The sequence below is a fragment of the Marinobacterium sediminicola genome (genome assembly GCF_022343685.1).
GTDB lineage: Bacteria > Pseudomonadota > Gammaproteobacteria > Pseudomonadales > Balneatricaceae > Marinobacterium > Marinobacterium sediminicola.
Window position 1 is genome coordinate 957,281 of sequence record NZ_CP092123.1, and the last position, 22,522, is coordinate 979,802.

General features: G+C 57.3%; 21 protein-coding genes. 10 read left to right on the forward strand and 11 right to left on the reverse strand.

Features of this window, described 5'->3' with window-relative positions; all coding sequences use genetic code 11:
- Window positions 1–11 precede the first annotated feature (11 nt).
- From LN244_RS04510 to LN244_RS04535, 6 genes are all read left to right on the forward strand, one after another.
- Window positions 12–923, forward strand: coding sequence for an acetaldehyde dehydrogenase (acetylating) (locus LN244_RS04510; RefSeq protein ID WP_239041655.1), 912 nt, complete (start codon window positions 12–14; stop codon window positions 921–923).
- A gap of 14 nt (window positions 924–937) precedes the next feature.
- Complete coding sequence (gene dmpG, locus LN244_RS04515; protein ID WP_239041656.1) at window positions 938–1,966, forward strand: 4-hydroxy-2-oxovalerate aldolase; 1,029 nt, start codon at window positions 938–940, stop codon at window positions 1,964–1,966.
- On the forward strand, window positions 1,966–2,955 hold the full coding sequence (locus LN244_RS04520) for an FAD-binding oxidoreductase (RefSeq protein WP_239041657.1): 990 nt from the start codon (window positions 1,966–1,968) through the stop codon (window positions 2,953–2,955). Before dmpG ends, LN244_RS04520 begins: the two co-directional genes overlap by 1 nt.
- A 178-nt stretch (window positions 2,956–3,133) precedes the next feature.
- On the forward strand, window positions 3,134–4,171 hold the full coding sequence (locus tag LN244_RS04525) for a TRAP transporter substrate-binding protein (protein WP_239041658.1): 1,038 nt from the start codon (window positions 3,134–3,136) through the stop codon (window positions 4,169–4,171).
- Window positions 4,172–4,224: 53 nt separating this feature from the next.
- Window positions 4,225–4,701, forward strand: coding sequence for a TRAP transporter small permease (locus tag LN244_RS04530; RefSeq protein WP_239041659.1), 477 nt, complete (start codon window positions 4,225–4,227; stop codon window positions 4,699–4,701).
- A 9-nt stretch (window positions 4,702–4,710) separates the two neighbouring features.
- A complete protein-coding gene (locus LN244_RS04535; protein ID WP_239041660.1) occupies window positions 4,711–5,997 on the forward strand; it encodes a TRAP transporter large permease in 1,287 nt (428 codons plus the stop codon).
- A 52-nt stretch (window positions 5,998–6,049) separates the two neighbouring features.
- Here LN244_RS04535 and LN244_RS04540 read toward each other — a convergent pair whose 3' ends face one another.
- Window positions 6,050–6,646, reverse strand: a complete 597-nt coding sequence (locus LN244_RS04540) for a TetR/AcrR family transcriptional regulator (protein WP_239041661.1) — start codon at window positions 6,644–6,646, stop codon at window positions 6,050–6,052.
- Between the two features lie 99 nt (window positions 6,647–6,745).
- Window positions 6,746–8,077, reverse strand: coding sequence for a DASH family cryptochrome (locus LN244_RS04545; RefSeq protein ID WP_239041662.1), 1,332 nt, complete (start codon window positions 8,075–8,077; stop codon window positions 6,746–6,748).
- Between the two features lie 156 nt (window positions 8,078–8,233).
- Between LN244_RS04545 and LN244_RS04550 the strand changes: the two genes are divergently transcribed.
- On the forward strand, window positions 8,234–8,692 hold the full coding sequence (locus LN244_RS04550) for a methyltransferase family protein (RefSeq protein WP_239041663.1): 459 nt from the start codon (window positions 8,234–8,236) through the stop codon (window positions 8,690–8,692).
- Here the strand turns inward: LN244_RS04550 and LN244_RS04555 are convergent.
- The 4 genes from LN244_RS04555 to LN244_RS04570 all read right to left on the reverse strand — a co-directional run bounded on the left by LN244_RS04555 (window position 8,676) and on the right by LN244_RS04570 (window position 14,144).
- On the reverse strand, window positions 8,676–10,421 hold the full coding sequence (locus LN244_RS04555; RefSeq protein WP_239041664.1) for a SulP family inorganic anion transporter: 1,746 nt from the start codon (window positions 10,419–10,421) through the stop codon (window positions 8,676–8,678). The genes LN244_RS04550 and LN244_RS04555 overlap by 17 nt on opposite strands.
- 30 nt (window positions 10,422–10,451) lie before the next feature.
- Complete coding sequence (locus LN244_RS04560) at window positions 10,452–12,191, reverse strand: bifunctional protein tyrosine phosphatase family protein/NAD(P)/FAD-dependent oxidoreductase (protein ID WP_239041665.1); 1,740 nt, start codon at window positions 12,189–12,191, stop codon at window positions 10,452–10,454.
- 38 nt (window positions 12,192–12,229) lie between these two features.
- A complete protein-coding gene (locus tag LN244_RS04565; protein WP_239041666.1) occupies window positions 12,230–13,093 on the reverse strand; it encodes an MBL fold metallo-hydrolase in 864 nt (287 codons plus the stop codon).
- 133 nt (window positions 13,094–13,226) lie between these two features.
- Entirely contained in the window at window positions 13,227–14,144 is a 918-nt protein-coding gene (locus LN244_RS04570; RefSeq protein ID WP_239041667.1) for a LysR family transcriptional regulator, read from the reverse strand.
- Window positions 14,145–14,273: 129 nt separating this feature from the next.
- On the opposite strand from LN244_RS04570, the gene LN244_RS04575 reads away from it, so the two are divergent.
- Together LN244_RS04575 and LN244_RS04580 are read left to right on the forward strand one after the other, a co-directional pair.
- Window positions 14,274–14,621 carry a DMT family transporter gene (locus tag LN244_RS04575; RefSeq protein WP_239041668.1) on the forward strand — a complete coding sequence of 116 codons (348 nt, stop codon included), beginning with the start codon at window positions 14,274–14,276 and terminating at the stop codon, window positions 14,619–14,621.
- Window positions 14,618–14,938, forward strand: coding sequence for an SMR family transporter (locus LN244_RS04580; RefSeq protein ID WP_239041669.1), 321 nt, complete (start codon window positions 14,618–14,620; stop codon window positions 14,936–14,938). Before LN244_RS04575 ends, LN244_RS04580 begins: the two co-directional genes overlap by 4 nt.
- A gap of 36 nt (window positions 14,939–14,974) precedes the next feature.
- On the opposite strand, the gene LN244_RS04585 is transcribed toward LN244_RS04580, so the two are convergent.
- The 5 genes from LN244_RS04585 to LN244_RS04605 form a co-directional block, all read right to left on the reverse strand.
- Window positions 14,975–16,345, reverse strand: coding sequence for an NAD-dependent succinate-semialdehyde dehydrogenase (locus tag LN244_RS04585; protein WP_239041670.1), 1,371 nt, complete (start codon window positions 16,343–16,345; stop codon window positions 14,975–14,977).
- On the reverse strand, window positions 16,345–17,625 hold the full coding sequence (gene doeA / locus LN244_RS04590; protein ID WP_239041671.1) for an ectoine hydrolase: 1,281 nt from the start codon (window positions 17,623–17,625) through the stop codon (window positions 16,345–16,347). The genes LN244_RS04585 and doeA overlap by 1 nt, the downstream gene beginning before the upstream one ends.
- A complete protein-coding gene (locus tag LN244_RS04595; protein WP_239041672.1) occupies window positions 17,618–18,880 on the reverse strand; it encodes an aspartate aminotransferase family protein in 1,263 nt (420 codons plus the stop codon). The genes doeA and LN244_RS04595 overlap by 8 nt, the downstream gene beginning before the upstream one ends.
- Before the next feature lie 216 nt (window positions 18,881–19,096).
- A complete protein-coding gene (gene doeB2, locus LN244_RS04600; protein WP_239041673.1) occupies window positions 19,097–20,257 on the reverse strand; it encodes a N(2)-acetyl-L-2,4-diaminobutanoate deacetylase DoeB2 in 1,161 nt (386 codons plus the stop codon).
- 81 nt (window positions 20,258–20,338) lie between these two features.
- The gene (locus tag LN244_RS04605; protein WP_239041674.1) at window positions 20,339–21,112 is read right to left on the reverse strand and encodes an FCD domain-containing protein; all 774 of its coding nucleotides are present in this window, start codon (window positions 21,110–21,112) and stop codon (window positions 20,339–20,341) included.
- 274 nt (window positions 21,113–21,386) lie between these two features.
- Between LN244_RS04605 and dctP the strand changes: the two genes are divergently transcribed.
- Window positions 21,387–22,511, forward strand: coding sequence for a TRAP transporter substrate-binding protein DctP (gene dctP / locus LN244_RS04610; protein WP_239041675.1), 1,125 nt, complete (start codon window positions 21,387–21,389; stop codon window positions 22,509–22,511).
- The last annotated feature ends 11 nt before the right edge of the window (window positions 22,512–22,522 follow it).

The window sequence follows — 22,522 nt, forward strand, 5'->3', positions numbered from 1 at the left end:
GTGTTAAATCAATGAGCAAGAAACTGAAAGCGGCCATTATCGGCCCGGGTAACATCGGCACCGACCTGCTGATGAAAATGCAGCGCTCCGAGTGGATCGAGCCGGTCTGGATGGTCGGGATCGACCCGACCTCCGAAGGCCTCAAGCGCGCCGAAGAGATGGGCATCAAGACCTGCGCCACCGGTGTGGACGGTCTGCTGCCGCACGTGATTGAAGACGATATCCGCGTCGCCTTCGACGCCACGTCTGCCTATGTCCATGCCGAGAACAGCCGCAAGCTGAACGAGCTGGGCGTGATCATGGTCGACCTGACCCCGGCCGCCATCGGTCCCTACTGCGTCCCGCCGGTGAATCTGGAAGCGCACGCCAAGAACCTGGAGATGAACGTCAACATGGTCACCTGCGGTGGCCAGGCGACCATCCCGATGGTCGCGGCAGTCAGCCGCGTACAGCCGGTCGAGTACGGCGAAATCATCGCCACCGTCTCCTCCCGTTCTGTCGGTCCGGGCACGCGCCAGAACATCGACGAGTTCACCCGTACCACGGCCGGTGCCGTGGAGAAGGTTGGGGGTGCCAAGAAAGGCAAGGCGATCATCATCATCAACCCGGCCGAGCCGCCGCTGATCATGCGTGACACCATCCACTGCCTGACCGAAGGCGAGCCGGATCAGGCCGCCATCACCGAATCCGTGCACGCCATGGTGAAAGAGGTGCAGAAGTACGTACCGGGCTACCGCCTGGTCAATGGTCCGATCTTCGACGGCAACCGCGTCTCCTGCTTCATGGAAGTGGAAGGTCTGGGCGACTTCCTGCCGAAGTACGCCGGCAACCTGGACATCATGACCGCGGCCGGTCTGCGCACCGCCGAGATGTTCGCCGAAGAGGTGTCCAACGGCACCATTACCTTGCCTGAGCGTGGCTAACGGAGGAAAGCAATATGAATCTGAACGGTAAGAAAGTCACGCTGCACGACATGTCTCTGCGTGACGGCATGCACGCCAAGCGTCACCAGATCAGTCTCGACGAGATGGTCAACATCGCCACCGGCCTGGATGAAGCGGGCATGCCGCTGATCGAAGTCACCCACGGCGATGGCCTCGGCGGCACGTCGGTCAACTACGGTTTTCCGGCGCATAGCGACGAAGAGTATCTGGGTGCGGTCATTCCCAAGATGAAAAATGCCAAGGTTTCCGCCCTGCTGTTGCCGGGCATCGGTACCGTCGATCATCTGAAAATGGCGAAAGATCTGGGCGTGTCCACCATCCGTGTGGCGACCCACTGCACCGAAGCGGACGTGTCCGAACAGCACATCGGCATGGCCGCCAAAATGGAAATGGACACCGTGGGCTTCCTGATGATGGCCCACATGGTCAGCCCGGAGAAGATCCTCGAGCAGGCCAGGCTGATGGTCAGCTACGGTGCCAACTGCATCTACGCCACCGACTCCGCCGGTTACATGCTGCCGGATGAAGTGACCGCCAAGATCGGCCTGCTGCGCGCTGAACTGCCGAGCAATGTCGAGATCGGCTTCCACGGTCACCACAACATGGGCATGGCGATCGCCAACTCGCTGGCGGCGATCGAAGCGGGCGCGTCTCGTGTCGATGGCTCCGTCGCCGGTCTGGGGGCCGGTGCCGGCAACACGCCGCTGGAAGTGTTCTGCGCCGTGCTGGATCGCATGGGCGTCGAGACCGGTATTGATCTGTACAAGATCATGGACGTGGCCGAAGACCGGGTGTTCCCGATCATGGATCAGCCGATCCGCGTAGACCGCGATGCGCTGACCCTGGGCTACGCCGGCGTCTACTCCTCCTTCCTGCTGTTTGCCCAGCGCGCGGAGAAGAAGTATGGCATTCAGGCCCGTGACATTCTGGTAGAGCTTGGTCGCCGCGGTACCGTCGGTGGTCAGGAAGACATGATTGAAGACCTGGCACTGACCATGGCGAAAGAGAAGGGGCTGATCTGATGGGCCACGTCGTGACGGTAAATCCGGTTGGAAAAACGTATGAAGTTCAAGCAGATACCAGCATTCTTGATGCCGGTCTCAAGGCTGGCGTTGTGCTCAAGCATGGCTGTCGAGATGGCCAGTGCGGTGACTGTCGGACCGAGCTGAAGTCAGGCCAGGTGGAATATCCTGAGGGATTGGTACTGAGTGAGACTGATATTGCGGGTACAACCGTACTGACCTGTCAGGCGAAGGCGCTCAGCGATGTGGTCCTGCACTCGCCGGAAGTCACCAGCTTTGAAGGCGTAACGGTACAGAAAGTCGCTGCCCGAGTAATGGGCAAGGAGCAGTTGGCTGATGATGTCGTCAAGCTGACCTGCAAGCTGGCGCCGGGGGCGGTGTTCAACTATGTCCCGGGCCAGTACGTGGATTTGACCATCAAAAATGTCGTAACACGGAGTTACTCCATGGCGACTGCTGAGGCTGTTGACGGCAGCATCGAACTGCATATCCGTCTGGTGCCGGGCGGTCAAGCGACACCGATGATCTTTGAGGACGTCCAACTCAAGAATGTGGTGACGATAGAAGGACCCTTCGGCACCTTCTATCTGCGCGACAGTGACGCACCTGCGATCTTCCTGGCCAGTGGTACCGGCTTTGCACCGATCAAGGCGCTGATGGAGCAGCTGATCGCGACTGGTAAAGGACGCAGGGTGCACCTGTACTGGGGCGGGCGTCGTGCTCAGGACCTGTACATGGATGAACTCTGCCGCCAGTGGCAGTCCGATCTGGACTGGTTTGAGTACACACCTGTACTTTCAGATGATCTGTCCGATTGGGAGGGGCGTACCGGTTTTGTCCATGCGGCGGTCATGGAGGACTACAGCGACCTGTCCGGATACCAGGTGTATGCCTGTGGCGCCCCGGTTGTGATTGACTCAGCTCGCCGTGATTTTGTGGCTGAATGCGATCTGGATCAGAGCAACTTCTTTGCAGATGCCTTTGTTTGATCGACCGGATGCCGGAGCAGCCCTGCTGCTCCGCATGTTTCAATCTTGCTGAGCCCCTTCGGGCTTTCCTGATCCGACTTAAGTACTAGCACCGCAATGTTGCAAAAACATACAGGTGTGTTGAAAATACAGTACTGTACTGTATGTAAGAATCATAATAACAATTGGAGCCATAACAATGTCGATGAAGACTACTAAAGTGTTCAAAGCCGGACTCGTCCTGACCGGTGCTCTCATTACATCTACCGCCAGCTGGGCCGCTGATGTAACGCTCAGATACAACCAGTGGTTCCCGTCTCAGCACTGGTCACAGAAGGATGGCCTTTACCAGTACTTTGACGAGATCGAAAAGGTCACCGAAGGACGTGTCAAGGTGATGCCTTCGGCCAAACCTCTGGCTCCGCCGACCCGCAACTATCAGGCTGTGGTGAACGGTATTGCCGACATTGCCTGGGGGCCTCATGGTTATGCGCCCGGTGCCTTCCCGCTGACCGAAATGGTTGAGCTGCCCTTTACCAACGAAAATGCCGGCATCAGCTCCGCTGCCTACTGGCGCCTGTTTGAAAAATACTTCAAACCGGCCGGTATGCATCAGGACGTTGTGACTCTGGCCGTCCATGTAACCTCTGGTGGCAACATCCACATGAAAGAGGATGCCATCACCAGCCCGGGCGATTTCAGCGGCAAGAAAATTCGTGTTCAGACCAGCGTCGTAGGGGATGCCCTCAAGACACTGGGCGCGGTCCCGATTGCAGGTTCTCTGTCCGAACTGCGTGAGTTTCTGTCCCGCGGCATCATTGACGGCACCACCTTGTCAGATGAGCTGCTGACCGGCTTCAAGGTCGACAATTACGTTGAAAAAATCACTCAGATTCCGGGCGGCATTTTCACCAACAGCACCTTTGTCATCATGAACAAGGACAAGTGGAATCAGATCAGTGAAGCTGACCGCGAGGCGATTATGTCGATCTCGGGTGAGAAATTGGCCGTTCGCATGGGTAGCCTCTGGCATGAAAACGATGTCATGGCACGCGAGCAGCTGAAGTCTCGCCTCGGCGAGAATTACATTCTGGCCGATGGTGAACTCAATGAGGCGATTGATCAGGCGTTTGAGCCTATCCGTGTCGCCTGGCTGGCCAAAGCCGAGCTGGAAGGGGTCAACGGTCAGGAGGCGATTGACTTCTACCGTCAAGAGATCGACAAGATCGCTCAATAAAGGTTTGCTGTCGCGCTCCGGGTCGGGGCGCGACACTTCCCACCGAGGTTGTTATGCGGATTTCACTGCTCAACTTGATGGAATACCTCTGTGCCAAAATCTCCATTCTGGCACTGATCGTCATGTCCGGAATTACATTCATGGATGTATTCGGGCGGGTTGTTTTCAACAGTCCCATCGGGTTCTCGTACGAGGTCGTTGGGATCTGTCTGGGCATCTGTTTTTACTCCGGACTTTATCATGTGCATAAAAAGCGCAAACACGTCCGAATTGATTTATTGGAAAAACTATTTAAAGGCAAAGCGGGTGAAGTTATTGCCTGGTTTGGCTATTTAATTGAACTCGGTTTCTTTTCCACGCTTGTATATATGGTTTACAAGCAAATGGAAGAGTCAAAACAGTTTGGGGATATTTTCATGTTCCTAGGACTGGAAAAGTGGATTGTGATTGCGGCCATGTCGGTATTCGCAATCATCGCGCTGGTGAGCCTTGTGGTGGCCTATCCGGACAGAGAACAAGGAGAGGCTTGAGGATTACCCATGGAAATGCTGATTGCTTTCACAGTACTGTTGATACTGCTGTTTCTTCGTGTCCCCATCGCCATCGCGACCGGCCTGGTAGGGATTATTGGTTTGTCACACTACCAGGGCTGGAGTGCGGCCCTGAGTCAGTTGGGGATGATCGCGACGGAAACCGTACTCTCCTATGAGTTTGCCGTCATTCCCCTGTTCATTTTGATGGGCAATATCATCAGCCGCTCCGGTCTGGCAGAGGAGTTGTACAACGCGACTCATGCGCTGGTGGGTCATCACAAGGGGGGGCTGGCGATCACAACGATTGGCGCCTCGGGAGGCTTCAGTACCTTCTGTGGTTCCAGCTTTGCAACGGCGGCAACCATGACGCGTATCGCCTATCCGTCGATGAAAAAGTTTGGCTACAGCGATGGTCTGGCAACCGGCTCAATCGCGGCAGGCGGAACCTTGGGTATTCTTATTCCACCCTCTATTGCGCTGGTTTTTTACGGCATTATTACGGAAACGGATATCGGTAAACTGTTTGTCGCCGGTGTCATTCCGGGCATCATCGGCGTGCTTTTCTACATTGCTGCCGTACTCTTTACCGTTCATGTCCTTAAGGACAAGTGCACTGACAGCGATGAGGCGAGTTTTAAGGACAAGCTATTGGCTATCCGTCAGCTGTGGGCATTTTCACTGTTGATCGTCGTTGTGCTGGGCGGGATTTATTTCGGCTTCTTCTCTCCGACTGAGGCGGCTGGAGTTGGCTCCGTTGGCGCCATTCTGATCACCCTGATTCGTGGCAAGCTGTGCATGGAAAAAATGCAGGAAGCGCTGGAGGACTCGGCAGCCACCACGGTGTCACTGGTGGCCATCCTGATCGGCTCCCTGGTCTTCGCCAACCTGGTCAACGTATCCAATCTGCCATTCACCATCGTGGAATGGATAGAAGGGCTGAACCTGGGCCTGATTGGAGTGCTGATGGTGATCATCCTGATCTACTTTGTGTTGGGTGCGGTGCTGGAATCGATCTCCATGCTTCTGTTGACAGTACCGGTGTTCTATCCGGTGGTGCAGGGAATGGGTATGGATCTGATCTGGTTTGGGATTATCGTGGTTATTGCCACTGAAATCAGCCTGATCACGCCTCCAGTTGGACTCAACGTGTTTGTCTTGAAGTCAGTGGTGCCCGAGGTTGACCTTAAGGTCATCTTCAAAGGGGTCTTTCCCTTCCTGATAGCGGATATTTTCCGCCTCATGCTGATTATTGCGTTCCCTGCGTTGTCTTTGGTTCTCGTTGACATGATGTAAGAGGGGTCTTGAACCACGGCTACCATTCAGTGCCCTGATGGTAGCCGTTTTTTTATGCCTGTCCTCTGAACTTGCACTCCGAAAGAGGGCAGTTGTCAGCAAGAAAGTTGGCGATACGCTGTGCGCGCTCTCGGCGAACGTCCTCTGAGGCTTCTGGCTCAACCAGCGATGAGGCGATCAGGAAGGAATACATCAGATGCGCCAGATCCTTGGCCTGCTGGGGAGAGTGCCCCATATCCTTGAACAAATCCTCAATGAAACTGATACGGTAGCTGTCGACTTCATCGACGGTGGCTCGCGCAATCTCGTCACGACGAGCCCATGCGCGCAGCGAAATCTCGATGGACGCGGCTTTCTGGGCCTTGTCACCTTTCAACGGCAAAGCAATCAGCTCCAGCAGCTGTTCCTTGCTGTCGGAAGATCTCATCTTGAGACTTTCAATCACCGCTTCCGTGGCCTTAAGGCGCCAGCTGTCGAGAACCGCCTGTAACAGCTCTTTGCGGCTGTCAAAATGGTAATAGAAGCTGCCGCGAGTTATTTTCAATTTCTTGGCCAGGTTATCAACGCGGACCATATCAATACCACTGGTGGCCAGAACTTGAGTGGCCGCATTAACCCAGTCGGCACGTGATAGGCGTTTGTTAGCCATAATTGACAATATCGCTCCATATATTGATCGGTGCGACCAGTATACAGCTAAACAATATGCAAGTTGACTCAGTTTGTCCGAGTTTATGGGGTGACAGGCTTATTGGTAATACCGGCCCGGTATGATGGGCCAGTCCGCTGCATCGACATGGTCCGTTGCCAGTTGCTGTGAGCGCCCATGCCAATGCTCGATAAAGGCATGGTCTGGATCATACAGTTGTGTCTGTTTGTCGATGTTGAAATGGCGTTTACCCTTGGGATCGGCTCCCACACCGGCCAGATATTGCCAGTTGCCCCAGTTGCTGGCGACATCGTAGTCAATCAGTTCCTGCTCGAACCAGGCCGCGCCATAGCGCCAGTCCAGTTGCAGCTCGTTGACCAGGCAGCTGGCGACAATCTGACGGCCGCGATTGGACATCCAGCCGGTTTGCCGCAGCTGATGCATGCACGCATTGATCAGGGGCCAGGGCGTTGAGCCTTCGCACCAGGCTTTGAAGCGCTGTGGATAAAAACTCGTCAGGGTGGGGCTGGATTTGATGCCGCGCGGATGAAACAGGCGGTAACCATGTTCTCGGGCGTACCACTGGAAAAACTCCCGCCATAAAAGCTCAAAGAAAATCCAGTAGGTAGAATCATTGGCACCATGTTGCTGCTCATAGCGCTTCAACTGATGAACAACACGGCGGGGTGACAGGCTGCCCTGTGCCAGCCAGGGGGAAAAGCGGGTGCCCTTTTCCAGGCCGTCCAGCTCATTGCGAACCTGCTTGTAGTGAAGCGGTAGATCCGAAGTGAAATAGCGGGCCAGATGGGCCTGTGCTGCCAGCTCGCCTCCGGTAAACCAGTCGTCTGAATTGCGCGGGGCAGGGTTAGGCAGGGTCGCTATGACTTCGTTGTCGACCACGGGCATTGGAGGAAGCCGTTGGATACGTGGCAAGGGGGGGCTGACCTGCAACGGCTCAACCGCACGCCGGAATTTGGAAAAGCTGGCTGGAAACGTCTCCCACACGTTGCGCATTTGATCCCGGGTATACAGGGTGTAGCTGTCATCAAGTTCAACCTTCATGAACGGGAAACGTTTGGACAAGATAGCGAGCTGTTTACTCTCATACAGGCCCGAGGGGCGCGACAGGTGAAGACTGCCTGGATGATGACGAATGATGAGTTGGGACAGTTGCTCAACTGGATCCCCTTTTAGCAGCAGCAACCGCTGTCCCAGGGACTGCAGTTGTTGCTCAAGGTCCCAAAGCGCTTCATGCAGAAATCGTTGGCGCTTGCTCCCCATGCGCACACTGTTGAAGTGCGGTCGTGATTCAAGCGATGGATCCATAATGTAGACGCACAGCAGATGATCACAGCTGTTCGCCGCATGGGCGAGGACCGGGTTGTCGTCCAGGCGCAAATCCTGCGTAAGCCAATAAAGTCCTGTGTTCATGATATCTCCTCGGATATACCGTTGTTACGATGATGAGGAGACTTCGGTTTGCCATTCAGTTCGGGCGAGGTAGTCTTCAGATTGTTGGAACCGGCGCAGGGAGGCCGACCTGGCCGGGGCTGTGCGTCATCATTTCATGCCAGGGGGGCCAGAATTGTGTCATCACTCGAGTTGAAACTCCCGCCTCCTGCGATTGCCACGCTGGTGGCTTTGTTGATGTATGCAGGGGATCAAGTCTCTCCGGCGTTCATGCAGGTGCCGCTGGACCCCCGATGGGCCATTATCGTCATGGTCCTGGCAATGCTTTTGGGCATGATGGCGGTTGCCCACTTTGTCAGGGTCGGTACCACCGTGCATCCGCACTGTCCTGAGAAAAGCAGCCATCTGGTGGTGCGAGGTATTTACCGATACAGCCGAAATCCCATGTACCTGTCACTGGTGCTGATGCTCGTTGCCTGGGCGCTGTATTTGGGGTGGGTCCTGTCCCCTCTGGGATGGGCTCTATTCGTATTGTGGATGACCCGTTTCCAGATCCGCCCTGAAGAGCGGATACTGGCACGGCTGTTTGGAGATGAGTATCGTGATTACTGCCGCCGCGTCAGGCGCTGGCTCTAGTTTCAATACCGTGGTTGCAACCGGTCTGGCGGCCCAGTGTTTCCCAGGCTGCATACTGACTGAGAAAAACCTGCCCCGTTAACTCATCAAGAAAATGGGTCCGTTTGAGGCTGTCCATTACGGGCCCCTTGACCTCTGAAAGGTGGAAGGTCACGCCGCTGTCCTTGAGTCGGTGGTTGATCGCCTCCAGGCTCTCCAGTGCCGAAGCGTCAATAAGGTTAACCGCCGGGCACATCAGTACCAGGTGCTTTACGTCCGGCTTCTGGGCCACCAGGTCGTATACCCGATCTTCCAGATAGCGGGCGTTGGCAAAATACAGGCTTTCATCCACGCGCAGGGTCAGGATCTGACGGCAGGTCTCAACATTGAAACGGTCCACGTTGCGGAAATGTTCGGTGCCCGGCACCCGGCCCACGATGGCACTGTGCGGTTTGCTGGTACGGTAGAGGTAAAGCAGGATCGACAGGCCGACACCAGCGATGATGCCCAGTTCGACGCCCTCTACCAGCGTTAGCGCAATGGTCGCCAGCATGGCGGCAAAGTCGCTGCGGGAAAAGTCCCAGGTTCGTTTCAAGGCCCCCAGGTCGACCAGAGACAGCACTGCCACAATGATGGTGGCTGCCAGTGTGGCCTTGGGCAGGAAGAAGATCAGCGGTGTCAGTACCAGTGTTGCGATGGCGATGCCTGCCGCCGTGAATGCACCTGCTGCAGGCGTTTCGGCACCTGCATCGAAATTGACCACGGAGCGAGAAAACCCCCCCGTGACCGGAAAGCCACCCGATACGGCCGACGCAATGTTGGAGCTGCCCAGGCCGATCAACTCCTGATCCGGAGATATTCGCTGGCGGCGTTTGGATGCCAGTGTCTGGGCCACGGATACCGATTCGACAAAGCCGACAATGCTGATCAGCAGTGCGGATATCAGCAGCTGTTGCCAGAGGTCGGCATCAAAACCGGGTAGCTGTAACCCCGGCAGGCCACTCGGGACCTCGCCGACAACCTTGACGCCACGACTCTGCAAATCCATCCCCCAAGTGGCCAGTGTGGTTACAGCGACGGCCAGTACCGGACCCGCCTTGGCGAGGATATCGGCCAGCCGTTCGGGCAAACCCAGACCGATCAGTAGCGGCTTCAGCTGTTTGCGTACCCAGAACAGGAAGGCGGTGGCACTGATGCCGATGATCAACGTCGGCAGGTTGATTTGCCCCAGGTTGGCGGTGATCGACATCAGGATTTCCAGCAGATTATGACCACTGGCATCGACACCCAGGATGTGCTTCAGCTGACTGGCGGCAATGATGATGCCCGAGGCGGTGATAAAGCCGGAGATCACCGGATGACTGAGAAAGTTGGCCAAAATGCCAAGGCGCAGCAGGCCCATCAGAATCAGGATCACCCCGGACAGAAAGGCAAGGGCGATAGCCGCGGTGAGGTATTCTGCGGTACCTTGCAGTGCCAGGTTGCCGACAGCCGCGGCGGTCATCAGCGAGACCACCGCGACAGGCCCTACGGCAAGCGTCCGGCTGGTGCCGAACACGGCATAGGCCACCAGAGGCAGGATGCTGGCGTAGAGGCCAACCTCAGCCGGCAGACCGGCAAGCAGGGCGTAGGCCAACGATTGCGGGATCAGCATGATGGTGACGATCATGGCCGCAATAAGGTCGCTGGTCAGCGTGCTGCGGTTGTAGACCTTCAGCCACTGCAGTATCGGGAGGTAGCGTTCCAACATCAATTCGCATCCTGTTCGGGGCGTTCAGCGTTACTTTTTATCGGCGAAGTCACAAGCCGCAGAGGCTTCGTGCTCTGCCGGGCGATGGTGCAGAATCTCCGGCCCGGCCAGCCATTCTTTTCCTTTGAGCATGGCGTTCCAGTAGATCCAGGGCAGCATCTTTTCCTTCAGCAGCCAGGAAAAACGGCTGGGGCGGGTGCCTTCGACCAGCCAGGTCGGGAAGCTGGGCAGCAACTTGCCGCCATAACCAAATTCGGCCAGCACGATCTTGCCGCGCTCTACTGTCAACGGGCAGGAGCCGTAGCCATCGTAGACGGCTCGCGGTGCCTTGCCATCAAGGGCCATCAACACATTTTCGGCCACGACCGGGGCCTGCTTGCGGACTGCTGCCGCTGTTTTGGCATTGGGCGTGTTGCCTGCATCTCCGAGACCGAAAATGTCACCATAGCGGCTGTGCTGCAGCGTTTCCGGATTCAGTTCTATCCATCCGGCCTCATCAGCGAGGGGGCTGTCGCTGATAAAGCGGGGGGCTCGCTGAGGTGGACAGACATGAAGCATATCGAAGGACTTTTCCACTTCTTCGGTTTCACCGTCCGCTCGGGTGACCTTGAACCGGGCCAGTCGCTTGTCACCCTCGACTGCGATCAGGTTGTGCTGGTAATTAAGGTGAATGCCATAGCGCTCAACATATTCCATCAGTGCAGGCACATAGTCGGCGACACCGAACAAAGCAGCACCGGCGGTACAAAACTCGATATTAAGATCCTTGAGATTGCCCTTCTGCTGCCAATGGTCGCAGGCCAGATACATCGCCTTTTGCGGAGCGCCGGCACATTTGATCGGCATCGGCGGTTGAGTAAACAGCGCCTTGCCTTTGCGCGTGCTTTGCACCAGCTCCCAGGTATATGGAGCGAGATCAAAACGGTAATTGGAAGTGACACCGTTTCGGCCCAGAGTTTCTCGCAGGCCCGGAATGGCATCCCAGTCCAGCGTCAGTCCCGGGGCGACAATGAGGATTCGATAGCCCAGATGCTCACCGTCTTCGAGCACAACCTGCTGCTGTTCAGGAAGAAAGGATGCTGCAGCGGCCTGGTACCATTTGACCTGTTGCGGCATGACTTCCGCCATGGGGCGGACGGTCTGCTTGCGCTCGAAAACGCCGCCGCCTACCAGCGTCCAGCCGGGCTGATAATAGTGTTCCTGACGGGGTTCGATGATAGCGATATCCAGATCAGGTCGGCGTTTGAGCAGGCTGCCGGTGACGGCCTGTCCGGCTGCACCGCCGCCGATAATCAGAACGTCGTGGCGTTTGGCGGCAACCCGGATTTTCTGGTTTGCCGGCTGAGAGCTGGCGGCCAGTTGTTCAATGCGTTCACGCTGAGCACCGAGATCGTAGCCAGCTGCTGCGCAGGCTCTCAGGATGGCTTCCACGTCCAGTCGCGGCGCTTCGGAAAGGGCCCAGAGAGTGCTGCAGCGGGTGCCGGTGCGACAGAAGGCCAATACAGGGCCCTTGAGCTGGTTCATCAGCTCGCCAAAGCGGACGACATCGGCGTCAGTAATTTGACCCGACACAACCGGCTGATAGTGCCACTCCAGTCCATGGCGTTTGGCGGCTTCACGGATCGCCTGCATATCAGGCTGGTCCTGACTCTCCTTTTCAGGTCGGTTGCAAATGATCGCCTTGAAGCCCATGGAGGCGGCGACGCCGACATCGGCGGCGGTTATCTGCGGACTGACACTGAGGAAGGGGGTTAGCTGATGAATTTCCACGTTGACTGCTCCTGTATTGTTATTTTTGGCTGGAGGGTTCAGAACAGGTTGATCGGGACTTTCAGGTAAACCTGCCCGTTGTTCTCGGCCGGCGGCATCTGGCCGGCACGCATGTTGACCTGAACCGACGGCAGGATCAGGCGTGGCATGTCGAGAGTGGCATCACGTTCAGTACGCATCCGTACGAAGTCTTCCTCGCTGATCCCGGTTTTGACATGAACGTTATGTTTTCGCTCTTCGGCTACGCTGGTCTGGTAGGCGTATTCTTCACGACCGGGTGCCTTGTAGTCGTGGCACATGAACAGGCGGGTTTCGTCGGGCAGGGTGAACACTTTCTGGATCGACTTGTACAGGACGCGGGCATCACCGCCCGGGAAGTCGCAGCGTGCGGTGCCATAGTCCGGCATGAACAGGGTATCGCCGACAAACGCAGCATCGCCGAAAACATACGTCATGCAAGCTGGAGTGTGACCCGGGGTATGCATCGCCAGGCCTTCGAGATTGCCGATGCGAATGCTGTCGTTGTCATTGAAAAGAGCATCGAACTGGCTGCCGTCACGGGCAAATTCGGTACCGGTATTGAACGCCTTGCCGAAGGTTTCCTGCACTGTGGTGATGTGAGCGCCAATGCCAAGCTTACCGCCGGTGCGTTGCTGCAGATAGGGAGCGGCCGACAGGTGGTCGGCATGGACGTGGGTTTCCAGAATCCAGTCCACGGTCAGGCCCTTGTTTGCCACGAAATCAAGGATAGCGTCGGCCGAATCCGTGGACGTCTTGCCGGCGGCGTAGTCGAAGTCGAGTACTGAGTCGATGATGGCGCAGTGGTTTGAGCTCGGGTCCTGAACCACGTAGCTGTAGGTAAAAGTAGGCTCGTCAAAGAAAGCAGTAACGGTCGGTTGCATAACGCCTCCAGGGTGAAATTTCTTTTTATTATATGCTTATAACGTAATTGGATATAAGCAATCCTAATCCCTATTCGACAAAGTGCCAAATAGGGAAAGGTTATAAACGAGCCATTTTTCATGCAGAAAGTGGCTAGAGAATGCCCGCCAGTTGCATCTCTTCAATGACGATACGGTGAACCTGTTGCAACGCTTTGTCGGTGTGGCTGTGCGGCTTGTTCGGGGACGAGAGCGGGGCGCGGCTATACGCCAGATAGGGATACCAGGCGGTGTTCAGACCGTGGTTAAGCACACGCAGTCCGGCGGAATCTTCCTCTTCCATGATCAGCAGCGGCTCGGGCACATAACCCCATCCCAGCCGGTCCTTGATGGCATCCCGGATCAGCTCGAAGCTGCTGAGCGCAAGGCTGGCAGTACCCAGATTGGCAAGCCAGAAACGCTCCTGCTGATCACTGTCCAGGTAGGTGATCTGGGTAGAGCCGGAGAGGTCCGCATTGTTCAGGTGCGTCAGACGCGCGAGGCGGTGTTGATCGGATGCCATCATCTGCATCCGGATCTTGGTGATGATCTGCTGGTACAGGCTGTCTCCCGAGTAGTCCGGGTTGAAGGCCATTGCATAGGCCAGATCCAGCTGACCCTGTCGCACCAGTTCGGGCAACTCGTCGGCGCCGGCAAACCTCATGCTCAGGCGAATATCAGGCAGCGAGGTCCGGATACGGGTGATCACCCGGCGCCAGAACGACTCGGTCAGCACATCATCGCGGCCAATGCTCAGTTCGCACAGCGCCTCACCGGGAGGATTGGCGCACTGATAGAGGATTTTTTCTTGCAGCGTCAGCAACCGCTGGCAGTCGTCCAGAATCAGTTCACCGACGGGCGACAACGCCAGGCTGTTGCCTCGGCGCATGAACAGTCGTGTGTTCAGATCATCCTCAAGTGCACTGATCGCCATGCTGAGGGTGCTTCGATTACGCCCCAGCTCGGCTGCGGCGGCGGCAATCGAGCCTTTTTCCGCAACGGTGACGAAATAGAGCAGGTGTTCGGTACGCATGGTTGTTTTGCCTGTGGAAAAGTCAGCGTCATTATAGTTGACGCTGAGCGACTCGCGACACTTTCGGTGCATCGATAAAGTGGCGTTATTAGGGGCGAGGCATCTTCAGGGATGCAAGTTGAGGTATATATGCATTGGATGTTCTTGATTCTGGCGGTTGTCGGGGAAGTGTTGGGTACGACTCTGATGAAGCTGATAGTGGAAGAGGGCTACCTGCTCTACGGTACTCTGGTTGCTGTTGCGATGGTCGGGTTGTCCTACCTGTTATTGAGCCGAGCAACCCTGCGCATCCCGATTACCCTGGCCAACGCCTTTTGGGAAGGCATGGGAATGGTACTCATTGCTCTGATGTCCCTGCTGTGGCTGGGAGAGCAGATCACTGGGTATCAGGCCGCAGGGCTGTTGCTGGCGTTGATTGGCGTGGCCCTGACCAACTATGGCCATTATTGCCGGCAGGATGCCGAGGAGGTCACATGAGTATAGGCCTGTTCTATCTGTTGGGCTCGGTGGTACTGGATATCATGGCCAACCTGTCGCTGGAGCATTCGGACGGTTTTCGTCGCCGTCGCTGGGGTGCGCTGGCAGTAGTGGCCATTATGTCGGCTTTCGCATTGCTGGCGTTGGCCGTTCAAACACTGGACCTGTTTATGGCCTATGCGATCTGGGGAGTGCTGTCGATCACCGGGACAGCACTGGCGACCTGGATGGTTTTCGGCCAGCGCCTGAACTGGATCAGCTGGCTGGGGATCAGTCTGCTTATTCTGGCGATCCTGCTGATGCGTCTGGGAGGCTAGCGCCTCCCTGCGCTACTCCACACACGTGCAACTACACTACTCCTGCTTCGGGCCTACCCAAACCTGCTGCACATTGACGAATTCCATAATGCCGTGAGGGCCCAGTTCGCGACCGTAGCCTGAACGTTTGATCCCGCCACTGGGGAGGCGCGGGTCGGTCTTGACCAGCCCGTTGACGACCACTTGTCCGGCCTCTATCTCTTGTGCGAGAGCTTCTCCACGCTGTCGGTTGGTCCATATGGAAGCGGCCAGGCCGTACTCGGTATCGTTGGCAATCTGAAGCGCGTGCTCGGCGCTGTTCGCTCTCAGTACTACGGCGACAGGGCCGAAGGTTTCCTCTCGGCAGGCGGTCATCTGGTTATTGACCTCGGTGAGCAGCGTGACCGGATAGAAGAATCCCTCGCCTTCGGGCATTTGGCCACCCAGCAGGCATTCGGCTCCAGCGGCGATGGTTTCATCCACTTGCCGGGCCAGCTCGGCACGCAGATCTTCACGGGCAATCGGGCCGATATCCGTTTCCACCGATGAGGGGTCACCAAGGCGCAGCTTCTCAAGCCTGTCCTTGAGCAGTTCGACAAACCGCTCATGCACCGGGGCTTCCACGATGATCCGCTTGGCTGCGATGCAGGACTGGCCCGCATTGATGATGCGTGACAGCACGATGGCATCGGCAGCAGCTTCCAGGTCCGCATCCTTGAGGACGATGGCCGGATCGGACCCACCCAACTCCAGCACGGCAGGCTTGAGCTCAGCCGCGGCCAGGGCTGCAACTCGACTGCCAGCGGCGCTGGAACCGGTGAAGGAGACGGCTCTGACGGCCCGATGGCGAATGGCACTTTCCACGGATGAAGTTGTTAACGGCAGGTTCTGCAATATGCCCGCCGGCGCCTCTGCCTGTACGAACAGGTCAGCGATCGCTTCAGCGCAGGCCGGGACATGGGGATCATGTTTCATCAGGCACGTGTTGCCGGCCATTAACGCCGGAGCGCAGAAACGGAATGCCAGCCAGAAGGGGGCATTCCACGGCAGAATCCCAAGCACGGGCCCCAATGGGAGGTGCTGCACGTAGCTGCTGCTGGCATCGGAATTGAGTGTAACGGACGCCAGGTAATCAGCGGCATGAGCGGCATAGTGCTCGGCACACCAGGCGGCCTTCTGGACTTCACCTCGTGCTTCCTTGACCGGCTTGCCCATCTCCAGCGTCATCAACCGGGCCAGCTCTGTTTCCTGATCTCTCATCAGTGTCGCCACGCGGTTTAACACTTCGGCGCGCTGTGCAATCGATTGTTGCCGCCAATGCCTGAAGGCGTTTTCCGCGGCCGCGATGCGAGCATTCATGTCAGCCGGGTTAAGTGCCGGATACTCATGCAGCCGTTGCCCGGTGGTGGGATTGATTACTTTCAGCATTATTGGGCACCTCCCTGCTTCTGTGTCTTCTTGGGCTTGTCGGCATTGGCTGACGTAATGGGCACAGGTGCCCTGTGTTCTGGCGCAGGTGACGGTTGTGTCTTCATGCCGGTTTCGGGTTTAAGGGCAAAATCCTGGGGCACATCCTCGAAGAAAGAGCCGCAGCCGCGCTCGGTAATGTAAAAGGTATCCGATATCCCGCAGGTCTTGTCGCCGTCCACGCCCCACATCCAGGGAATGACATGGAAGGTCATGCCGGGCTCCAGAACCGAGCTGTCCCCGCCTTTAAGGCTGAGGATGTAACCTTCATCCCAGCTGGGTGGAAAGGCGATACCGATAGAGTATCCCGAGCGAGTGATCAGGCGGGCACCGACCTCGTTGTCGGTAATGATTGACCGTACCAGGTGGTCGGCATCCGATACGGTCAGTCCAGGTCTGAGCTCATGTCGCAACTGGCGCAGGGCCAATTTCATGGTTTCCTGGGCCTTGTACATGGAGTCACTGAGTTCGCCGCAGACCACGGTACGCATTAACGCTGTGTGGTAGCGCCGATAGCAGCCGCCCACTTCAAGAAAGACATGTTCACCGGGTTGAACGGTTCGGCCTTCCCAGGTGGCGTGGCCGATCATGGTGCGCGGGCCGGAAGTGACATAGGGCATGACCGCCGGGAAATCGCCTCCGGCCTTGAACATGGCGGCGCTGATGGCGCCACCGATTTCGTTCTCGGTCACGCCCGCCTGGCAAATCTCGATACCAGCCTCCATGCCGGCACGAGCCGCACGGGCCGCGATGCGCATCACATCCAGTTCAGCCGCCGATTTGCATTTGCGTCCCTCTTCGACAATGCCAAAGCAGTCCATCAGGCGACCGCCCTTGAACGCGGTCTTGAAGTAGTCCTGATGGTAGGCCGGGAAGAAGTAACTGTTACGCTCATACCCCAGGACCTTGTCCGACAGGTTGAACTCGCGCAGTGACTCAATCAGCATCTGGATGGCATCACCGGTATCGGAGTAGGGGCGCGTTTTTTCCACCCAGGTTCGCGCGTGAACGTTGGACTCCTCCATCATTCGCGTGATCATGAAGGGTTCGTCGTCGAGGGGGACTACCAGTGCCTGAAAGTAGGAATAGCCCGTGGTCTGGTAGTCGGTCAGATACATCAGGTTCTCAGGGTCGGTGATAATCACCGCATCGAGCAGTCGCTTCTCCATGCGCTGGCGCAGCTCGCCAAGGCGGCGCTGATACTCCTCGATGGGAAAGGTCATGTCATCGCGTTCACGCATCTTCAGCCTCCATCACATGGTGTACGGCATCTTCCAGCAGGCGCAGTCCCTGCTCCAGATCGTCATCGGGGATGGTCAGGGGCGGAATCAGTTTGACGACGCGGCCTCCCACGCCACAGGGACCCACCAGCAGGCCGCGCTCAAAGCACTCACGGGCAATGGCTTTGGCACGGGTGCCCTCAACGACATCCAGTGCCTGCATCATGCCCTTGCCGCGAGCTTCGAAGCCGGCGGCAGTATAGGTTTCAGCCAGTGCTTTCAGGCGGGCATGAACCGACTCGCCACGTTCGCGGGTTTGACGCATCAGTGCATCATCCTCGAAGTAACGCAGGGCTTCGCGGCCCGCGACAAAGGAAAACCCCTGTCCGCGGAAGGTGCCGGTGTGCTCACCCGGCTGCCAGTGGGCATCATGCTCCGGCTTGACCAGATTCATCGCCAGCGGTGTGCCATAGCCGCCGATCCCCTTGGCCAGGCAGATGATGTCGGGATCAAGCCCCATGCCGTCGAAACTGAAATACTGACCGGTGCGACCGCAGCCGGCCTGAATGTCGTCGAAGATCAGCAGAGCGCCGGTATCACGGGCCAGTTGCTGCAGCTGCAGCAGCCACTCGCGGCTGGCGATATTGACACCACCTTCGGCCTGCAGTGGCTCGACGATAAAGGCGGCAGGGGCGTCGACGCCGCTGGAACTGTTCTCCAATGTTTCACGCAGCGTATTCAGGCATCCCATGCCGCATCCATTGGGCGTTTCAAAGGGCACGTGGCTGACATGGTTGAGTGGCACCCCGGCGGCGTTGCGGAAGTACTGGTTGGCAGTACAGGCCAGTGAGCCAAGGGTCATACCGTGAAAGCCCTGGCTGAAGGCGATGACGTGGCTACGGCCAGTGACTCGCCGGGCCAGCTTCAGCGCCGCTTCCACCGCATTGGTGCCGGTCGGGCCCATGAACTGCAGCCTGTAGTCCCAGTTGCGCGGTTTGATGATGGTGTCTACGAAGGCACGGATAAACTCGCGTTTCACATCGGTTGCCATGTCGAGGCTGTGGGCTACGCCATCGGCTTCGATGAAACGGATCAGGGCTTCTTTCATACGTGGATTGTTATGACCGAAGTTGAGGACGCCTGCACCGGCGAAGAAATCGATATAGCTGCGTCCCTGTTCGTCGAACTGACGGGCATTGGAGGCCTTGGTAAAGACCGTCGGATAGGCTCTTGAATAACCGCGAATTTCGGATTCCCAGCGTTCAAACAGTTCCATACCGATCTCCTTCTGCATCGGGTTGTGACAAGGTGTCTGCAGGACGTACCCACAGGGGTGATCAGGGTGTGTTGGCCGGCGTGTGGCCGGAAGATGTACAGCTGAAATAAAGCAGCAGCCCAAGGGCCGATTTGATGTTGTTTCCCCTTCAACGTAGGAGACAAAAAGCGGGTCAGCAAGCCGGAAGGGAAAATTCTTTCCACTTCCGGAGGGGGCTCAGTCGGCGAGCGGTGCGCCGGCCAGGCGGGCGAAGACTTCCACGACCTTGGGGATGAGGTCGTCGTTAAAGACGTAATGGGGGCTGTGGCAGGAGTGTCGATAGTTATCCTCACGCCCCATGCCGATCAGCGCGAAGGCGCCGGGGACATGGTTGAGGTAGTAACTGAAATCCTCCGAAGCCATGATGGGGACGTGGATGCTGTCACACTGCCACTCACTGCCCAGACTGGCTTCAAGGGCCTCGCGGTAACGGGTGGCGGCATCGGCATGGTTGATGGTCGCTTCGTAGCGTTTGGCGGTTTCCACCTGTGCGCTGACGCCGTAACTGCGTGCGGTGTCCTCGGTGATCTCCCTGATCAGTTGATTGATGGTATCGCGCAGCTCCGGCTGGCTGAGGCGGATGCTGCCGCCCAGCTTGACGGTCTGGGGAGTTACGTTGGCGGCGCTGGTTGCATTGATCCAGGTGACACTGATCACGCAGGCTGCCTGTGGCGGCAAGCGTCGGCTGACAATCTGCTGCAGGTTCAGCGTGACGGCAGCGGCGGCCAGTACCGGGTCGCGACAGAGCTCGGGCTGGCTGGCATGGCCCCCCCGTCCATGGAGTTCGATCTCGAAGGTACCGTTGCCTGACATCACCGGCCCATCCGGGCAGATCGCCTGACCGTAGGGGATGGCAGGCCAATTGTGCCAGCCATAGATACACTCCACACCATCGAGCGCGCCTTCTTCAATCATGGCGCGGGCACCATGACCGCCTTCTTCTGCAGGTTGAAACAACAAGGTGACGGGGCCCGGCAATTCGTCTTCATGGACTTTCAGCCAGGCGGCGGTGGCCCAGAGTGCAGCGGTATGACCGTCGTGGCCGCAGGCATGCATGCACCCCGGGTGCTCGGAGCGATAGGGCAGGTCGGTCAGCTCTTCAATCGGCAATGCATCTATGTCACCACGCAGCGCGATGTGTGGGCCTGTGGCATCTGGCGCCAGAGTAGCAACTGTGCCGTAACGCGCACAGCTGCGCCAGGGGATCTGCAGCTGGTCCAGCTGCTCCCGGATCAGGTGGCTGGTATTTTCTTCCTGCCAGGTCAGTTCAGGATGGCGATGCAACTGATGACGAAACCGCACGGCTGCCTTGATGATGTCATTCCACCGATTCTTCATGAGATCTCCTTGCCCGAAAAGGAATCTGTTCAGCCTAGTTGATGGCTGACGGCCTGCTCAAGTGACAGGCACCATAGCGGATTATTGAAGGCTGCGGGAGATGGGGGGCGTGTCATCGGTGGCGTCGTCAAGCGCGTGGCGAATCAGGTGGTGTTCGGCTTCTTCAATCTGGCGCAGGGCTTCGCTGACATGGCGTACGTGTGCCATGGCGGCCTTGCGAGCCCAGCGTGCCTGGCGGCTGATGACAGCGTGGTAAATCTGACGATGGTGCTTGTCGATCTGTTGTTTGAAGGCCTGACGGTGATTGAGGTTCATCACGGATGCCTGAACCGACCCCAGCATCAGTTCCTTGAGACTGCTCAGGATGTGGACCAGGATCGGGTTGTGAGAGGCTTCCACGATGGCGCTGTGGAAGGCGTGATCAAGATTGGCGTTACTGAGCGGGTCTGCCGCTTCCATCGCCTCAAACGCCCGGGTAATCCGAACCTGATCCATTTCGGTGGCGCGCTCGGCTGCCAGCGCCGCGGCCTGACCTTCCAATTGCTCACGGACCTCGAAAAGATCGTACAGAGTGCGTGTATGGCCGGAAAAGGCCTGCATCAACGGGCTGCTCTCTTCCAGTTGTGGCAGCGCGCAGGTGACAAAAGAGCCTTTGCCATGTCGGGTTTCGATCATGCCTCGGCCATGCAGCTCATGCAGCGCTTCACGCACAATGGCACGGGACACGCCCAGTCGGCTGGACAATTGGCGTTCGGAAGGGATCTTGCGGTCAGGTGCAAGGCTGCCGTCGATGATCATCTTTTCCAGATGATGGGCGATCGACTGAGCCGTCGAGCATGATTGTTTGTTAGGCATCTTGTCCACTGGTTCGACCAGTTGTTGTTATTGTTTCTCAAAAACCGGTGGGGGCAGGTTTTGCTCAAGTAAATATCGATCATTCAGCCGTCAGCGTCCACGAATGAAGACAAAAAACTGGTCCGACCAGTTTGGCATTCGCTGGACGTACCTTCAGCCCTCGCCAATTATTCTTCGCGCACGCCACGGCTGTCTGACCACGCTGCCCAAGCGCTGTGGATATGCCGCCACGTTCTGTTTTCCGCTCGAACAATAACAATCATGGAGAACCAACATGAGCAAAGAAAATCTGCATGTTTCCGTGGAAGGGCTCAAGCCCAGACGCGGATTTCTGAAATCTGTCGCGCTGGCCGGCGCGCTGGTGGCTGGCACCTCGATGCTGGCAGCGACACCGGCGCATGCCGCCCAGACCTGGAAAATTCAGTCGGTCTGGGATGCCGGTACCGTGGGCTACAGCCTGTTTGAGGAATGGTGTAACGAAATGGAAGAGAAGACCAACGGTGAGTTGATCTTCAAACCCTTCCCGGCCAAATCAGTGGCTGCCGACAACAATGCGCTGTTTGATGCGGTGCGTAACGGTGTCATTCAGGGGATGAACCCGTTTACTCTTTACTGGTCTGGCAAGATTCCGGCCTCTGTTTTCCTGTCATCCTACCCGGCCGGCCCCGACCAGCCTCATCAGTGGGACACCATGTTCTACTCGATGGGCATGCTGGAAAAAACCCGAGAGATCTACAAGAAGTTCGGCCTCTTTTACGTCGGTCCGATCCAGCATGACGCCAATATTATCCACTCCAAAAAGCCGGTCAGCAGCCTGGATGACCTCAAGGGCATGAAGATCCGCCTGCCCGGAGGCATGGTGGCAGAAGTGTTCCAGCAGTTCGGTGTATCGACCGTGAGTCTTCCAGGCTCGGATATCTTCCCGGCACTGGAGAAGGGCACCATCGATGCGGCTGACTATGTAGGACCGGCCGTGAACTGGGAGCTGGGCTTTTCCCAGGTGACCGATTACATCCTGTTTGGTCCTCCGGGGGTCATGTCGGTGTATCAGCCGGTGGACCTGATGGACCTGACCGTTAACCTGCGAGCCTGGAACAAGCTGGATCCCAAGATTCAGAAAATCGTCGAAGAGGAGGTGCGCAACTACTCGCAGCGGCATTACCTGGCGATCCAGAAGCGCAATATCGAAGCGATGGAAAAGTTCAAAGCCGCTGGCGATCAGGTTTCACGGCTGAGTCAGGAGGACATGATGCGCTTCCGTAAGGCAGCGATTCCGATCTGGTACAAGTGGGCCAACAAGGATGCGGATGCTCGTGCCATCTTCGACCTGCAGCTCAAATTCATGATGAATGACACCGTTGGTTACGTTTCCGAAGAGGACATCAAGGGGATGGAGTGACGACCTCCCCT

What these genes read in the sequence shown, in the direction of transcription:
- LN244_RS04530 (WP_239041659.1), top strand. Translation starts at nt 4,225, where the DNA reads ATGCGGATTTCACTGCTCAACTTGATGGAATACCTCTGTGCCAAAATC.
- LN244_RS04545 (WP_239041662.1), bottom strand. Translation starts at nt 8,077, where the DNA reads ATGAACACAGGACTTTATTGGCTTACGCAGGATTTGCGCCTGGACGAC.
- LN244_RS04555 (WP_239041664.1), bottom strand. Translation starts at nt 10,421, where the DNA reads ATGTTGGAACGCTACCTCCCGATACTGCAGTGGCTGAAGGTCTACAAC.
- LN244_RS04585 (WP_239041670.1), bottom strand. Translation starts at nt 16,345, where the DNA reads ATGCTGAAAGTAATCAATCCCACCACCGGGCAACGGCTGCATGAGTAT.
- LN244_RS04565 (WP_239041666.1), bottom strand. Translation starts at nt 13,093, where the DNA reads ATGCAACCGACCGTTACTGCTTTCTTTGACGAGCCTACTTTTACCTAC.
- doeA (WP_239041671.1), bottom strand. Translation starts at nt 17,625, where the DNA reads ATGCGTGAACGCGATGACATGACCTTTCCCATCGAGGAGTATCAGCGC.
- LN244_RS04605 (WP_239041674.1), bottom strand. Translation starts at nt 21,112, where the DNA reads ATGCCTAACAAACAATCATGCTCGACGGCTCAGTCGATCGCCCATCAT.
- LN244_RS04595 (WP_239041672.1), bottom strand. Translation starts at nt 18,880, where the DNA reads ATGGAACTGTTTGAACGCTGGGAATCCGAAATTCGCGGTTATTCAAGA.
- doeB2 (WP_239041673.1), bottom strand. Translation starts at nt 20,257, where the DNA reads ATGAAGAATCGGTGGAATGACATCATCAAGGCAGCCGTGCGGTTTCGT.
- LN244_RS04520 (WP_239041657.1), top strand. Translation starts at nt 1,966, where the DNA reads ATGGGCCACGTCGTGACGGTAAATCCGGTTGGAAAAACGTATGAAGTT.
- LN244_RS04570 (WP_239041667.1), bottom strand. Translation starts at nt 14,144, where the DNA reads ATGCGTACCGAACACCTGCTCTATTTCGTCACCGTTGCGGAAAAAGGC.
- LN244_RS04510 (WP_239041655.1), top strand. Translation starts at nt 12, where the DNA reads ATGAGCAAGAAACTGAAAGCGGCCATTATCGGCCCGGGTAACATCGGC.
- LN244_RS04540 (WP_239041661.1), bottom strand. Translation starts at nt 6,646, where the DNA reads ATGGCTAACAAACGCCTATCACGTGCCGACTGGGTTAATGCGGCCACT.
- dctP (WP_239041675.1), top strand. Translation starts at nt 21,387, where the DNA reads ATGAGCAAAGAAAATCTGCATGTTTCCGTGGAAGGGCTCAAGCCCAGA.
- LN244_RS04575 (WP_239041668.1), top strand. Translation starts at nt 14,274, where the DNA reads ATGCATTGGATGTTCTTGATTCTGGCGGTTGTCGGGGAAGTGTTGGGT.
- LN244_RS04535 (WP_239041660.1), top strand. Translation starts at nt 4,711, where the DNA reads ATGGAAATGCTGATTGCTTTCACAGTACTGTTGATACTGCTGTTTCTT.
- dmpG (WP_239041656.1), top strand. Translation starts at nt 938, where the DNA reads ATGAATCTGAACGGTAAGAAAGTCACGCTGCACGACATGTCTCTGCGT.
- LN244_RS04580 (WP_239041669.1), top strand. Translation starts at nt 14,618, where the DNA reads ATGAGTATAGGCCTGTTCTATCTGTTGGGCTCGGTGGTACTGGATATC.
- LN244_RS04525 (WP_239041658.1), top strand. Translation starts at nt 3,134, where the DNA reads ATGTCGATGAAGACTACTAAAGTGTTCAAAGCCGGACTCGTCCTGACC.